Origin of the sequence: Akkermansia sp. N21116, assembly GCF_029854705.2 — a bacterium.
Lineage (GTDB): Bacteria > Verrucomicrobiota > Verrucomicrobiia > Verrucomicrobiales > Akkermansiaceae > Akkermansia.
This window is the reverse complement of the sequence record NZ_CP139035.1, coordinates 981,846-997,667: the sequence shown is the minus strand read 5'-3', so window position 1 is coordinate 997,667 and position 15,822 is coordinate 981,846. Positions and strand designations below refer to the sequence as shown.

The window sequence follows — 15,822 nt, the reverse complement described above, 5'->3', positions numbered from 1 at the left end:
TATGTCGTATGTTTCTTCTCCTTTCAGAACAGGACGGAGCGGCACTGTACCGCTGGGAAAACGCCTGCCTCTACTGCCCGGCCGCGCCTCAAAAAAGCGCGCTGACTCTGGACGAAGCCTGGAATGTCCCGGGGAGTGTTTTCCTGTTCCTGAAAAAGATGCCGGAGGAGACGGAGGGACTTTGTTCTCTGGTGGGGAATTTTCTGTCCCGTCTGCCGAAAGGCCGCCTCTTCCTCTGGCTCCCGGCTCTGGAAAACACCCTGCGGGGCAATGTGCCGCATACCCTCCGTCTGTGGGACGCAAGCGGAAGGGAGAGAAGGGAAGTCGGCGACGGTTCCCTTGATTTGAAAGGCTGCCGCCTTCTGTTTCCCGCCGGAGGAAAAATGCTTCCCGGCACGGAGGAAAACAGCATCCGATTCACGGAAACAAGCGAAAGCGAGCCCTATCTCTTCTCCACGGGACAAAGGGATTTTCCCTTGAGTTCTCCCCCTGTTCTGCATTTTCCCTCGGGAGAACTCCGCTTCTCCTTCCGTATTGAGCAAAAACAAGGAACGGAAAAGTCCGTCCTTCAGGAAATGGGCATTTCCCTCTCCTACGCCTGCCGTGGAGGCAACGGCGTCCCGGGAAGCGGGAAGGGATTTGTCGAACGCCTTTCCTCACCTCTTTTCCGGATGCCGCCCGGTTCCATCCTGGATGTCCTTGCCCTCCTCCATCCCTGCGACCTGCTGGATACGGCTAAAACGAAGTTCACCTTTCAGCCGCATCCTTCGGGCGAGTCCCCTCCTGTTCTGGAGAGCAGCATCGCCACCATCCACGGCAGGAGGCTCCGCTTCCGCCCCGGTGCGGAAGCCGGATTCACCTTCGCCAGGGAAATCGAAGTACATTACCCCCTCGGAGAAGAAACGGATTCTTCCCTGCGGTACGGACTGACCTTTTCCGGCTGTTTTCTGCTACAGCCCGATGACGGCCTTCTCGAAAACGACGACGGACTTCTCCGTATAGCCTGCGGATATTCCGGCACGGAATACATCGGCGTTCTTCCGGAAAAGATACCTGAATTCGGACTCCGCCTTCAGCCCGGATTTCCGTCCTTCTTTCCGAGCTCCGCTCCAAAAGGAACATCCTTTTTCTCAGACCTGTGCACGACGGCCAGGGTGCAAGCCTTCCCGTCCGCATGGTACTACGCTCAGCCCGGAGAAACCTCTCTGTATCAGGCGGAAAATAGCGACCTCATGAGCCTTGTGGAAGCGCCCGTCTGCCCTCTGTCACCCGGAATGTTCATCCCCTTCTTCCCCTACGACGGATATGACGGACCCTCCCCGGGAGCTGTCATGATGGAAACGCAGGCCCTGGCCCCGGAAAGAAGAGCCCTCATTCGCACAGAGGCAATACGCCGGGGCCACCCTCCTTCCAATGAAAAAGCAGTCCGGGCCATGACGCCAGACGGAATCCTTGTCGAACTCGAGGAAAAAGAACCCTTCACCCCCCGCCGCTGGAACTGGATCGGACTCGCCAATACGGGCCCTCCGGAGCGACGCCCCAGCGCGGTCCTCACCTCCATAAGCCCGGCACTCCAATCCGCCTTTCAGGACAGGGGACTCTGGCTCATTCTTTCCGACCCTCGGCAAATATCGGAACATTTCAGCACGCCGTTCCTCATCACAGAACGTGCCTACCTCACCCTTTGCCAGTCGCTGGGAGAAGCAGCGGTTCTTCCTCTGAAGCAGCTAATCAATACGGATTTCGATTCTGAGAACAAGTTCCGGGAAACCGTCACCCGGCTTCTCCCCGGAGCGGGATCTCACCAGCTCGACCTCATCTGCCGCCTTTGCGCCCAGTGCGGGCTCAGCGTGGAGCAATGGCACTTCAACCTCTCGCCCCTGTCCTGGCGCACTCAAACAAACGACTCTACGGATACGGTTATCCTCTTCAAATACAGAACGGATTTCAGCATAACCGACCTCCTCCGGAAAGAGATCCCCGCCAGCCTTCCCCTTGAGGGAAAAGCGGCGGAGAACACCATCCGGAAAACCCTTGAAAGCTGTCTCAGCGAAGACGGAGACATTCGGGAGGAATACCGGGAACTTCACCATCTCGCCCGGAACCCCTTGTGGACCGGAGTCCTGTTTCTCAATGTCCCCGTGGAAGGGAGGGATATTCCCGAGGAACTTTCCTTCATCATGTCGGGCGTCGATCTGTCGCGTTTTTACGCCCACCATCTCGCCGTCCGTTCCAACAACTGCCGGGTGGAGCCCTCCAGCATCCTGATGGAAGACGCCTCTCTCAGCGGCCTTGTCGACTACCGGGCGGAAAGAGACAACACCCCGCTGGAAACCCTCCCCGATTACGACTTCAATACCGTGCGCATTTATTTCCGCGTCGACGGAACCTCCATCACCCATTTCCAGTGTACGGGAGAACTTCTTGTCAACCGGCTATTTCACAGCCCGGTTGCGCGGATCTCTCCGGACGCCGGGAATGCGCTCCTGCTCGAAGGCGTCTGCCAGAAAAATGAACAGGGGCTCAACTGCTACCTGTTTTCCCTCCGAAAAAGGGAAACATACGCCCTCTCCTGCGGAGAAATGGAAAAAGTGCTTGTGCAGGCGGTCGGGCTCTCCGTCTCGAAAGAAGCGGACAAGGGCGCGTTGAAAGGAATCTTTCAGCTTTCCGGCTCTCTGTTTTTCAAACCCATGCCTGCCTGCGACCTTCTCGCCTTCGGCGGCGGTGAAAACGCGGGACTCCGCTTCGGCCAGCTTTCCCTCTGCGTCTCCATCTCCAGGGACGGGGACAAAAAATGGACCGCTCCGGAGGACCGGATCGCCCTCTATCCCGGAGAGAGTGCACCGAGGCGCCACTCCATGGCAGACCGCTTTCCCATGAAGTTGAAACAATTCGACAGCAGCTCCGGCTCTCCCACCTCAAACGGTTTTCAGACCCTGTCCTGCCCCTTGAAACAGGGGAAAATAACGGATCGCTGGTGCGGCCTGGTCTGGGAAATATCACTGGGAGCTCTCGGCGCGCTCTCCTCTCAAAAAATTTCCCTGGAACTCCTGATCGCCTGGGAAAACATGCCCTCGGGAGAAGAATCCCCTCTCTTTGCCGGATACCGTTTTTCGGAGGAAAAAACCGCCAATGCCCTTCTGCCTCTGCAGGGGTTCCTCACGCTGGGCTTCAAGACAGTAGAGATCCTCGTCAACGGGCGGGACGAGCCGGAAGAAGAAACGGACTACCTTGTCCGGTTGAGGAACTTTGGAATCCACGCGTTCACTTTCTCCTTTCCTCCGGGAAACAACGACATATTCCTGTTCGCCAATCCGGAGTCTCCCGCCTCCGGAGAACCCGGCTGGTACGCCGCTTTCTGCCATGAAAAAATGGCAAGCAAGCTCCCGTACTCGCCGCAAAAGGGAGGACTGCGCTGATGGCTCTCTACAGTGCAACCGTTCACGCCCTCGCCGTAGGGCAGGGCATGGGCTACGTCCTTGAGGTAACAGAAGGCTGGGAAACCGTTTTTCTCGGTCTTTTCGACTTCGGCAGCATCAATACGGCAAAGGACGCTCAAGCCATAGAGCAATCCGCTCGTTATCTTGCCTCCCTGATCAGAGGAAACAAAAATCGCCTGAATAGCCTCGTCATTTCTCATCAGGACGAGGACCATCACAATCTACTCTCCTTAATTGACAATGAAGATATTATTATAGATCATTATTTTTACGGAGGAGCCAGCGGCGCCCCCCCTTACACATTTACGCAAGCCAACGTAAAAAAAGGGCCATATGGCCTGTGCAACTGGACGATACCGCTTCCGTTCGTTGGGTACCCGGACAAAGGCATTCGAATCGTCGAGCTCTTCAATATCATTTGCCTGTCCGTTGAAAAATATAACCAGTATTACGACGAGAAGCTGGCCGTTCCGGATCTGATCAATCAATCCTCGTCTGTTGTCCTGGCAAAAGTACTTGTACGCCGCGAGAAAGGAAAGAAGGACATTTACGCCTATTTCCTCTTTCCGGGAGACGCCACCGTCGAAACAATTTATTATATCGTAGATGAACTGCGGTGGTTTCCCTTTCTGAACTACGACAAATGCCATTTCCTCTCCGTTCCGCATCATGGAGCCAGTGCAACGCTTCTCGGCCATTTTACGGAAACAGCCCCCGCCTCGCAACGCGACTTTGAAGTCTTTGAGGCTTTTCTCCGAGATCTGCATCCTTTTTCCGCCCACGTCAGCGCCGGATACGACAACCAGTTTGGCCACCCGCGTTCGGAAATAAAAGACCTGGTCATCAAGCATCTCAACAGAACATCCGGACTTTTGAGAAGAACTCACTCTATTTACTACCAGAAGGGAAGCTCCTTCCAAACATCGGAAATAGACGCTCCTTTCTACACGAGCGTATCGCGCAACGAACATCAAGACGTCTGTTATTTCAACCAGACATATCACGTCGATTTTACTGGGAGAATTACCATATCATCGGAGCAGGCGTGCATCATGGAACCAGCCCTGCAACAAGGAAAAATAGCCGCAAGACGTGAAATCCCCCGTGAATGGAAAGATCGTCAGCTATGAACATTGACCAACTCTACCGCGATTTACAGTCCGCTCTGGAAAACGGTCATATCTGGATCGACTCCGACACCTTTGACAGCGTGTTCTCCTCCCTGCTGAACCGCCTTTGTCAAAATCAACTCGACGGAACCCAGTGCGTTCTGGAACGGGAGGGGGAAACTCTCATCCTGAACGGAATCGTCGCGCTGCGGGCCTCGGCGGACAATCTCCTGTTTTCCTTCTCGCTCGTCTGTTTCCCGGAGGAAGCTGGCATCCGTTCCAAACTCACCCTGCGGTGCCGGGATGACCTTGTCCCGCTGGCAGATCTGTTCGTCAACATCGCCCCTTCCGTCATTTTCACCGGGGGAATCAAAAAAAGCGTCCCTTCCATCTTCCGGGAAATCCTCCTCTCCCGCGCCTGCCTGACTCTGGATACGGAAGAAATCCCTCCCGGCGAGCGAAGCATTGATATGGAAAGCAACGTCTCCATTTCCACCGCTCCGGCACCCTCTCCTCCGGAAGCATCGTGGAGCCGCTATGCCTTCCTTCTGCAATCCCCCGGCGTCATGAAGGGGAAAGTCCGCTTTCTGCCTGCCGAGAAGGAAGACGGACCGCCCGCCGCCGATTTCCTCCTGAAGATACCCCTCGGTTCCCGCTTTGCTCTCCTGTCTCCCCTTTCCTCGAACGAATCCCGCCCCTTCGAGCACACCGGACTCTCCCTGATGCTGGAAAGCCGGGTGCCGGACACACAAAATCCTCCCGTCTATACGAGCCGCGCCTGCCTGAATCTCCGTCTGAACATGGAGGACTGGCATCAGGAATTCATCCTCATGACCGTTCTCTTCCAACACAGCGCCTACTGGAGTTTCATGGCGGAATTTGAACCGGGATTGACCGTCTCCTCCATGACCCGGATTCTCGGCCGCCTGCTCCTGCTCCCCTCCGGCGGTAAAATTCCTCTGCCGGACAATTTCCCCCTTCTCGATGCCTTTGGCCTGTACGGGATGAATATTGTCCTCAAAAACAAAAAAGAGGGCAGCCTGGACATGGAACTGGAAAGCGTGGGAACTCTGATTCGCTCCACCCATCCCTGGAAAACATTCATCCCCGGCGTCTCCCTCGACTGCATCGGCATGAATATCCGCCTTCACCGCAGTGCGAGACTACGGGAAAAAACGGGAAACGGCCTGCTCATGAGCGGAGAGATATTAGGACTTGCCTCCCTCAAACAGGCGCAGGCTCTTCCCCATGCTCCCAACGGCTGGGAGCTGAAACTGGCGATGGCCGCCATCCTGCCCTCCTTCGACATAGAGGGCAGGATGGTTCTCAACAAGACGCCGGACAAGGAAGCAACGCTGGATTCACTACTGCAAAACTGGAAGATAACCCCGGTCCATGAAGATACCCTCCGTATCGCATCCGCCAGGCTCAGCGCCTCGCCGTCCTCTCGCTCCCTGTCCCTCTACGCGGAAATCAATCCCGCCAATGCGGAGAAGGCCTGGAGCATGCAGGTCTGCGGAATTACGATTTCCCTCACGCATCTGTATGTCCAGCTCCTGATTTCCCCGGGTGTAAAAACGGCGGAGATAGGAGGCACTTTTCGTATTGGAAAAACGCATCCCTTCTCCCTCGCCGTATCAGCCGCGTGGAAAAAAAACACATGGTGCTTTTCAGGACGCCTTTCCGAAGGATTTATCAGCCTTGCCCGTATTCTGGAGGACATTCTGGGGATCACTCCTTCCGGGGACCCCCTGTTCGACATCCGCCTCACCCTCTTCTCCCTCCGCTACGAGACGGGCCCGAACGGCAGTCTGAGCGTTAAAGCTGCCCTTCTCACCTGCTGGGACACCCGCCTGCTGGGCAGGGAGATGTCCCTCTACGGAGAAATCGCCCTGCTTAAGAAAAGCGACCGGCTTACACTCGGCCTCTCCGCCCGCTTCACACTCGGCTCCTTTGAGATTTCCGCCTCCCTTGCCGATGCACTGGCGGAACGGAAATCCTATACCTTCGGTCTCCGGCTAGGAAAATTGGACATCAAGGCATCAAACGGCGTCATTACCAAAAACGGGCAAATACACGAAATCCTTTCCCTCAGCATGGCGGCCCTGACTCTGGGAGAACTGGTGAATTCCCTCATCTCGCTCGCCAATCCCAACGCCGAATGCCTTCTGCCTCCGCCGTGGGACTTCCTGAACAAGATACCACTCCCCGCGTTCAAACTCATTTTCGACACCACGGACTCATCCCTGGAAGCCTTTTTCACGGTAAACCTCCATATTCCCGGCATTATCCGGATTGATGAAGTCGGACTGCGACACGAATCCGGCAACGGAGGCAAAACCCTGTTTCTCTGCCGGGGAGCCTTTTGCGGGCAGGAATACGGACCGGGCAAGGAACTGTCCTGGGATGCCGTCAATGAAAATCCCCCCGAAATTCCCGGCAAGGGGCCGGACGCCTTCCGCCTCTGCTATCTGGGACTGGGCCAGCATCTGGAAGTCGACGTCACGGGGAACACCATCGAAGAAGTCCTGCTCGCCCTGAAAAAACAAATCGCCCCGTCATCGGAAAAAACCCCTTCCCTCCGGTACAGCAAAACCTCCCGGTGGCTTTTGGGGGTCGAGTTCCTTCTTCAGGAATCCTTCAAGGCGAGCATCGTCCTCAACGATCCCGATCTCTACGGCATTGTCGTCACAGTCACCAAGGCGAAGGAAAGCTCCTCCTTCGATTCCCTGGCCGGACTTCGCGCCGAACTCCTCTACAGAAAACTGAGTGACAACCTGGGGATGTTCTGTGCAACCCTGACCATCCCCGAACGCTTCCGAACATTCAATCTGGGCTATCTGAGCATTACCTTGGGCACCATGAGCCTGGAACTCTATACCAATGGTGACTTCCTGCTGGATATGGGCTTCCCCCATAACGCCGATTTCTCGGCTTCCTTCGTCATTCAGGCGGGAATCTATACGGGAAGAGGCGGATTCTACCTGGGCATCCTGAGCGGAGCCACATGCAGCAAAGTACCCGCCGTCACCAGCGGAGAATTCACCCCCGTCCTCACTCTGGGGCTCGGACTCTCCCTGGGACTGGGCCGAACCTTCAGCTTCGGCCCAGTCCGGGGAGGACTGACGCTGGAAGTATTCGGCATTTTTGAAGGCGTATTCGCCTTGTACCGCCCCTTTGACCGGGATCGGAAAAAAGAACTCTACTGCCGCGCCTCCGCCATAATCGGACTCTCGGGCCGGCTGTTCCTGTGCGTCGATCTCAAAATCATCAGCATTAATGCAGAAATCAATGTAAGAGCCACCCTGATGCTTGTCTTTGAGACATGCCGGGCGTCACTCGTCGAGCTGGACCTCCGCCTTTCCGTCAAGGCAAGCATCAAAATCCTCTTCATCAAAATAAGCTTCTCCTTCGATTTCCATCTCCACACCAGTTTCACCCTCGGCTCGGACTCCGCGCCGCCGTGGACGCTGGCCTCCCTCCCCTCCCGGACATCCGCCCGCGACAGACAGCTTGTCCGCGACGCTCTGCCCCGGAAAACAATGAGAATATCGGGCAGCGCGCTCTCCTGCCCCATCTCCGGACGGTTCCGGGATAAAATCGGGGCATTCACACTCCCGCTCACACTGATTCCCGTGTATTCCACACAGAATATCTCCTGGGAAAACAAAAGGGAAGCCGCCCCTTCCCATTGCGCCGCATTCCTCCTCTTCATCGGAACAGAACCACGGGCCGGAGGAAAAAGCGACTTCTCTCTCCTCGTTCAGTCATTTGCCTTCTGGCTTCTTTCCCTGGAGGAGGAAACCGAACCTGACCGAAATGACAGCCGGATCGGTTATGCCCAATTCCTGCGCATGAAAGAAGCGGTTCAATCCATGAAACGGGAAAAGGAACTCCATGAATCGCTCCGTCGCTTCTTCCTGAACCACGGCATTCATTTCACAATAGGTCTCGCGCCTGCGGAAGGATTGCAGGGAAGTGTCAAGCAAACATTCTTTCCCGTCTTTCCGGGCCTCCGCTTCGACTGGTCCACGAAAGAAGAAAAAGAATGGAAGACAAGAAACATTGCGTTCGATGCCGAAACAATGATAGGAGCCGACTACATCCGGAAAATGGAGGAACTGTTTTCACGGATGAATTCCAATCCCGATGACCGGGAACTCCGCAGAGAAGCGGAGCCGGAGGAGCGAGACATTTCTCTCGCTACCCTGTTCTTCAACGATTACTTTTCCTTCCTGGCCGACAGCATCATCGGTGATATAGAACCCCTCTTCCGGACGTTGCCACTGGCCATCACCACAGGTTCCCTCAGGGATTTTTGCGAAACCCTCATTGACAGAACCGGAGATAAAAACATTGTCGCCCGCCTTTACCGAGAGGGGGACACCCTTGCCACTATCTGCGACTGGAGCGGACTGACCTCCCCGGAATTGCTGGATTTCAATCCGGATCTGCCAAATCTTTTGGAAAAATCCTCACCCGGGGACATCCTTTCACTGAAAACAGGCATCACGCCCCGCCTCGTCCTGACCGACAATCCCGGACTCGCCCTTCAACGTGACATCACCGTCACGCTGGAAAGCATCCCCTACGTTATCCAGCCGGGGGATACTCTGGAACAAATCAGGCAATTCCTGGGAGCAAACGCCCGGGACATGCTCAACCTTTGCCCAAGCTCTCCCCGCGTCATCCGGCAGGGTGCTTCCTTCTTGATCCCGGAATACCCCTTCCGCAACATCCGCAAATTAACGCTCACCCGCATTGCCGCTCTTTTTTACGTACGGCTCACGGAAGACGCGGAAGAAGGGGATGTGGAAGAACTCTTCCAGACCATCAGCCGGGCCAATCCCGGCCTGCCGCCGGAAGGAACCTGCATCCCCTTTGGCGCCTCCGTACAACTCCCGATAGCGAACCAGCGGGAAACCCTCCTCACCCATGCCGGAGACACCCTGCGCCGCCTCGTCCGGTATGCGGATCTCTGCTCGCGTTATGAACAAGGCCGGGATGTTCCGGAAACCTTCACAAAATTCCTCACCGCCCTCCCAGGATCTCCCCAAAGCGTCCCGGAACAAATCCCCGTTCCCCTTCAGGGAATCATCCGGACCTCCGACGTAACGCTATGCGATCTCTTTCAGAGACTGTTCCCCGACCGTGAACAGGCCTGCGCCGGGAGCAATCCCCTTTGGGAACAGGACATTCTCTCCCCTCTCACACGTATCTCCATCGTTCATCCGCAAATCAAAGCCAAAGCAGGAGAAACAAGCGAAACCATCCTCCGCCGTTATAACCTCGGCCTGGCTGAATGGGCGGAAGCCATCTCCCGCAGAGAGGGCCTGTTCTCCGGAAATATCAAAATAAACACTCCTCTCTGGATACCGGAAACCGCACTCACAGAAGCCGTCAGCAGTACGGAATCAGTAGAAAAAAAAGCGGCCATGATCTCCCGCTTCTTCCTTCAGGGAATGAGAATCCCCATTCCCGACGCGTCCGGAAAAGCTGGAGACGCATTCGAGGGAATGTACGCTCTCAACGGCCAGCAGCAAAAAGTCATGGCTGACGCTGGGGAAGACAAGGAAGAACGCTGCCGCCTCTCCGTCTCCATCAGGGAAGAAGACCGGGACTGGATATCCCCCGCCCTGGGCTCCTTCTCAGCTGATCGAACCATAACCCATGCAGCAACAGCGGAAAAGGAACTTGAACTCGTCATCACCAACGGAGACATCCGGAAATACGCACCCGCCCAAACGCTCTTCCTCGATATACTGAAACCCCTTCGCCCCCTGCCGTTATTCCATGAAATCGAGAAAAAATACGCCCTTTCCCAGGCCGTCCCTCTCCATGACCTGAGCATCCCGGGAGCCTCCCGTCCGCGAAACGCAAAAAACATCTCCGGCATACGGCAGCTTCCCGCCGACTTCCGCCAGGACAGCAGGGGCCATCTCTCCCGGTACAGCCTCTACACGAGGGAAGAAGACAATACCGCTCCAGGCCGGGAGAAACGGGAGTGCGGGAAGGAATTCTCCTGGGTGACTCTGCTCGTCCTCGGCATCCGCAAAGTGCCCGGAGCAGTCGGCCTTTACGAACTATCCGGCATGAATCACCGGGAAAGAGAAACACTCCGGCAGGCCCTTGAGCAGGCAATCGGAGCCCGTCTTCTCCATACCGCTTCTCCTCTGCAGGGAATCGAAGACGGGCTCATCAATCCGGCGTCATCGTCCGAAAACACCTTCCTTGTCCGCACAAACCTCTCTACGGAAACCGAAATGGGAGTTCTCGAAACGAGGAAAAATACCGCAGAGACACATTGCGCCCGCCTGTCAGCCTGCCGGGAATTCCTGCGGCTCCTGTGGGAAATGCTCATCATAGGGGGAAAAGGATGCTACCTGGGCTTTGCAGACCGGGAAACATGCGCCCTGCCTGACGCCATCTTTGACGACCGGGGAGAAGCCAAACTTCACCTGCTCATCGAATACGCCTCCTCTTACGACGACCGGGAGGAATGCGTAAACGCCCTCGTCACCCGGGACACCTCCCTTGATGGAGAAAACACCTGGCTTGCCGCCGACAACAACTGGCCCGATCGGAAAAAAGAATACCGGGAAACCCTTCCGGCAGGATGCGCGGGCTTCTCCCTGACACTCGCGGCGCCGCCGGAAGAACACCCCTCGGACAATCTAAACTACGCTCTCGGCGCGGAAAAAGACCTCCTCGCCAGAAGATTATTCAGCATTGCCTCCTTCCACGTAGAAGGAGAAAACCTCCCCCCCTCGCTGCCCCTCTTTCCCTCCACGCCCGGTGAAGAAGAAAACAAGGAAACCATCTGGGATTTCACCCGCTCCGCGCCTCTTTACAAATGGAGGGGGGATGGACAAAACCCCTATGCCGCCATTGGAGAAACCTTTAACCTGATACTCAATTTCCGCGACATTCTGGGCAATGCCACCTCTTCAGCCTTCCTCCATGCCGTCGCCCTGCGTTCACTCTATACGGATGAACTCATCGATCCGGGAAAAATCCCCCTGTCCGCCATCCGCTACCATGTCGAACTCATCCGGAACGTACCCTCGCTTTGCGTTTCCTTGTGCCCGCAACCTCCGGAAGACCTCAACAACCGGGACGAAATAAAAAAAGCCGTCACGCGTTACAATTCCCTCCTCCGACAGTGGGAGAGAGAAGACATCCAAATGCGCGTCCAGTTTACCCTTCTGCCCGAGGCAGTCAGGAAACAGGGCGGCTTCCCTGTCTCCCGCAATGAATTCCTGCCCTTCCTTCAATCCGTCAGAAACTATCTGGACGCCCTGACCACGCTGCCCGTCTGCACAGCGCCTCTCCACCTCTCCATCCGCGACATCCTTCATACCTACACCCTGTCGCCGGAAGAACTCGCCCGGGCAAACCGGAACGCCCACCCTGCGGAATGGTTCGTCCCCGCCACCGTTAACATCCCCCGCTACACCGTCGTCCGGGATACGGAATCCCCCTCCCGGTTCCCTGACGCCGCCTGGGAGCGAAACGGGGATGCCCCCCTGAAACCCTTCGCCAGACTTAAACATCCGGAACGGACATACACGACAAAAGCGGAAGGAGAAAACCTTCAGGACATCAGCGCCTCTCTTCTGCTGCCGCTGGACTCTCTCATAAAATCCAACCAGGAAAGAGACGCCCTGCTGATACCAGGTTTTGCCTTCCAATACGGAGGCAAAACCGTCTGCGTCGCAGAAGCACAGGGGGACCGGGACATAACCCTCCTGGAAATATGCTATTGCTATTTCATCGAATTCAAAATCTCCCTCACCCCCATCCAGCTCCTGACTCCGGAAGAAAACAGGTCCTGCCTGCGGAAAACAGCCTCGCTCATTTACCAGGAATCCCTGGTCGGAGAAAACGAGCACTTGGGGGCGAACCGTTTCCTGGAACCGGGATTTACCCTGCTCGACCTCATCAGTCTCAACGGAGATACACCCGGCCTCTTCCTGCCGGGAACAGCTCTCCTCTGTCGGAAAACAGCCGCATATGCCCCCGCCGTAGAAGAAACACTCGAACATATCTGCACCCTGCACGCCGTCACGCAGGAACAACTCCTCCTCGCCAACGAGCAACAGCCTCTGCAAGCCCCCCTTCTCCTGCCCCGGCGCGTTGATCTCAGCGCCGCCTCCATCCAGACAGGACTCACACTCCCGGAAAACCCGGAAGGATGGTCCATAAAAGAACTCCTCCAGCAAGAAAACTGGCCCCTCGAATACCTGAATCAATTCCTGGACGAAAACGCGCCTCTCATCGGAATCCTGCAGCCGGGCCAAACCCTGGAAAAAGACGCTGTTCACGTCACCACCCGGGAAGAAGACTGCCTGGCCGCCCTCGTCTCCCATTTTGGTGAAAACCCCAGTCCATCCTCCGTCCTCTCCGAATTCTCCGACATCAAACTCCTCAAGGGAGGAGCGAAACTCCTGAAGCCGCCCGCCGCACTCCTCCTCCGCCACGAAGTCACCACCAGCGGCCTCACACACCCGGTTACTCCCCTGGAGGCAGTAATGACCATTTCCCGCAGCAAGGAACTCTGCGCTGAAGACGCGCCGGAAAAAACAATCTCCACACAATACACCATCCCCCCGGAGGGAGACGAAAACCTGGCGGCATTTGCCGCTGGCCTGGAAAACGCACTTCATGAACTGAAAGTCGCGGGAACGGGCGGCGCCGGGCAACAACTCTACGGAATACTCTTCGGCCCGCGGGGCATTGCAGACGTCCGCATGCCCATGACGGCTTCCGGCCCGGCCTCTCCCCGCTATTACGCCTTCAAGCCGCTAAGCAATCAATGGGTCTCCGTATACGACATCGACCTCCCCGGCAGTGAAGAACAAAAGAAAACAAACTTTCTTAACATCGACATGGAACAATGGGCCGGAGATTTCCTCGGAGACATCGACCACATAATCAGCCCGGCAAACAGCGGAAGACTCTCCCGTCTTTCTCCCGAACTCATGACGAGCCTGATTCAGGCCAAAAAGGCACTCATCGACGCGCTGGCCTGCCAGCTCGTCCCCCTTTCCACGGACAAACCCGATCCCGTCGGGCTCGAAGAAGCGCGCAACGCTTCCAAAAACCAGTTCGGATATTCCCTCCTGCAAGGATACAAAACAGGCGTCATCCAGCAATACCCCTGTACCTCGGAAACAAGTTTCGAAAAACCCGCGCGATTTTCCGGAGACGTCGTCCTGAACGCAGGAACAGAACAAGATCAAACAAAAGGAGAGAAAACAGAAATACCCCGGATCAAACTCCCCCTGAATTCCGCACGGAAATACCTCCATCTGCCCATTACGCCGGAAAACCTCGCGCGCGCCTCAGGCCTCCCCTGCTACAGAAGATACACCATCAGAGAACTCGAATACAACATCCAGACGGAAGAAGCCGGATGGTATACCGGATCATCCTGGCTGAAATTCATCAATCCCCTTATACCGGAAACATGGCCAGCACAACTCAACCTCGATTGGAAAAACGGAGACAAGCTTCCTTTGCCCCTTCGAGCCTGCTCGGAAATGCCCGTCCTGCTCAATCAGGAAAACGCCACCTCCGAAAGCCATACCCTCCGGGAATGCCTGGCGTGGGACTATAAGTTCTCCTTCTCACATTCCCTGGCATCCCAGGACACCCTGCACATATCCCTGACCGGAGCGCCTCCGGCAAAGCTCCTCCGGGAAGAAGACAGTCTTCTCCTCCAGCTGGCCCGATACCAGCTCTTGCGGCCCGGCCTCAGAGAAAAAATTTCGGAACAATCGAAAGACGAGGCTTTCCTCGAAGGAATGAGTGAAGCATCAGCCCTCCTGCAAAAAACAGCCTCACTCTGGTCTCTCTGGGTACGGGAAGCGGAACGAAAATCCCGCCAAACCACTCCCGCCCTGGAATTTACCATTGAACCCACATGGGAAAAGGACGGAGAAACACAAGACATGGTACTTCACCTCAAGCGGAAAACACCCGGCATGGAGGCGCCCGACATCGCACTCTCAAGTCCGCAGGGAGGTGTAACCTCGTTCACAAAAAAGGAAGATCCTCGTGAGCCCGGAACAATCCTTTACCGGACTCCGCTCTCGGGCTGCGAAGAAAAAATCGTCACCCTCATCATCAAAATAAAGGGACTCTCCCTGACCGGCCATCCCGAAACGCGCAGCATCATTTCCGTAAGCCGAAACAAAAACCTCCTCCCGGAAGGAAAAACAAACCCAGCATTTATCTACCGGACGCCTCCTCTGAGCTTCCCGCAAACCGTCCTGTCTGCGCGCAGGCAAAATACCATAGCCCCTCTCGATATAAGGGGAAGCTTCACCAACTGGGAAAAACTCTTCGCCGCCGCTTTCGAGGAAGTATTGAACCATCAGCTGGATCTGCCCGGCCAAAACATCCCCTTCAGCTGTGAAATAGCATTCTCATACCATCTCTCGAACGGCGACTCCCCCCTTGAACGGAAAATCCCCGTATTCTACATTCATAAAAAACACTACAGCGAATCCCTCGTCAAAACAATAGCCGAACGCCTCGATAACTGGCGCACAACAAATCGCGTCAACCTGACCTCGCCAAAACTGCACCTCAATCTGACCCTCCATTCCCGCGACGAAGACCACCACGCCCTGCTCCAGATCACCGACATCCCCATCCTGCTGGAGCCCAAAGATGAATCACAATAAGTACAAAAAACAAGTCTCCCGTCATGAATTCCTGCTGTCCGTCCCGAGCAAACGGTTCAATGATATCCTGACTAACCCTCCCTTCGAGAAAAAGTCATCAATCAGCGTTGAAAATAAGAAGGGAAATAAGGAGTTCGCGATACAATCGCCAAGACTTCCGGGCAATCAGGTCCAACAAACAGCTCAACTTCATGCAGTATATCCATACTTTGCTCAAAGTGGGAGGAACAATATCATCTTCTCCAAGAAACAACTACGGGTGTCGCGTGCAACAACCAGTGAAGTATGGATCTACGACCTGAGGACAAATATGCGCTTCACCCTCAAACAAAGCTATCTTGATGATTTCGTGTCCTGTTACAATCCTGAAGATATCGCCAAACGATCCGAAACGGCGAGCCAAGAAAATCCTGATGGACGATGGCGCAAATGCACGTACGATGAAATCATCGTCCACTACTCTTGAAACATTTGAAAAAATAATATCCACACTCAAAAATAGTGGTTCGTCAGAGATTTCTTTTTTATTTTAACAGATTTGCTCTCTATATTATCTTCGCAACTCCAGCTAAAAGAAAGCCT

General features: G+C 55.5%; 4 protein-coding genes. All 4 read left to right on the top strand.

Annotated features, from left to right (window positions below; genetic code table 11):
* Positions 1–8: 8 nt before the first annotated feature.
* From QET93_RS03565 to QET93_RS03550, 4 genes are read left to right on the top strand one after another with little or no spacing between them, the layout of a single operon-like run.
* Entirely contained in the window at positions 9–3,419 is a 3,411-nt protein-coding gene (locus tag QET93_RS03565) for a hypothetical protein (RefSeq protein ID WP_280131443.1), read from the top strand.
* Positions 3,419–4,570: a hypothetical protein gene (locus QET93_RS03560; protein ID WP_280131442.1), complete on the top strand. Its 1,152-nt coding sequence runs from the start codon at positions 3,419–3,421 to the stop codon at positions 4,568–4,570. Before QET93_RS03565 ends, QET93_RS03560 begins: the two co-directional genes overlap by 1 nt.
* Positions 4,567–15,240: a hypothetical protein gene (locus QET93_RS03555; protein ID WP_280131441.1), complete on the top strand. Its 10,674-nt coding sequence runs from the start codon at positions 4,567–4,569 to the stop codon at positions 15,238–15,240. The genes QET93_RS03560 and QET93_RS03555 overlap by 4 nt, the downstream gene beginning before the upstream one ends.
* Complete coding sequence (locus tag QET93_RS03550) at positions 15,227–15,706, top strand: hypothetical protein (protein ID WP_280131440.1); 480 nt, start codon at positions 15,227–15,229, stop codon at positions 15,704–15,706. The genes QET93_RS03555 and QET93_RS03550 overlap by 14 nt, the downstream gene beginning before the upstream one ends.
* Positions 15,707–15,822 lie beyond the last annotated feature (116 nt).

Excerpts from the sequence above, each read along its gene's own strand:
- QET93_RS03550 (WP_280131440.1), top strand. The coding sequence starts at position 15,227 with ATGAATCACAATAAGTACAAAAAACAAGTCTCCCGTCATGAATTCCTG.
- QET93_RS03555 (WP_280131441.1), top strand. The coding sequence starts at position 4,567 with ATGAACATTGACCAACTCTACCGCGATTTACAGTCCGCTCTGGAAAAC.
- QET93_RS03560 (WP_280131442.1), top strand. The coding sequence starts at position 3,419 with ATGGCTCTCTACAGTGCAACCGTTCACGCCCTCGCCGTAGGGCAGGGC.
- QET93_RS03565 (WP_280131443.1), top strand. The coding sequence starts at position 9 with ATGTTTCTTCTCCTTTCAGAACAGGACGGAGCGGCACTGTACCGCTGG.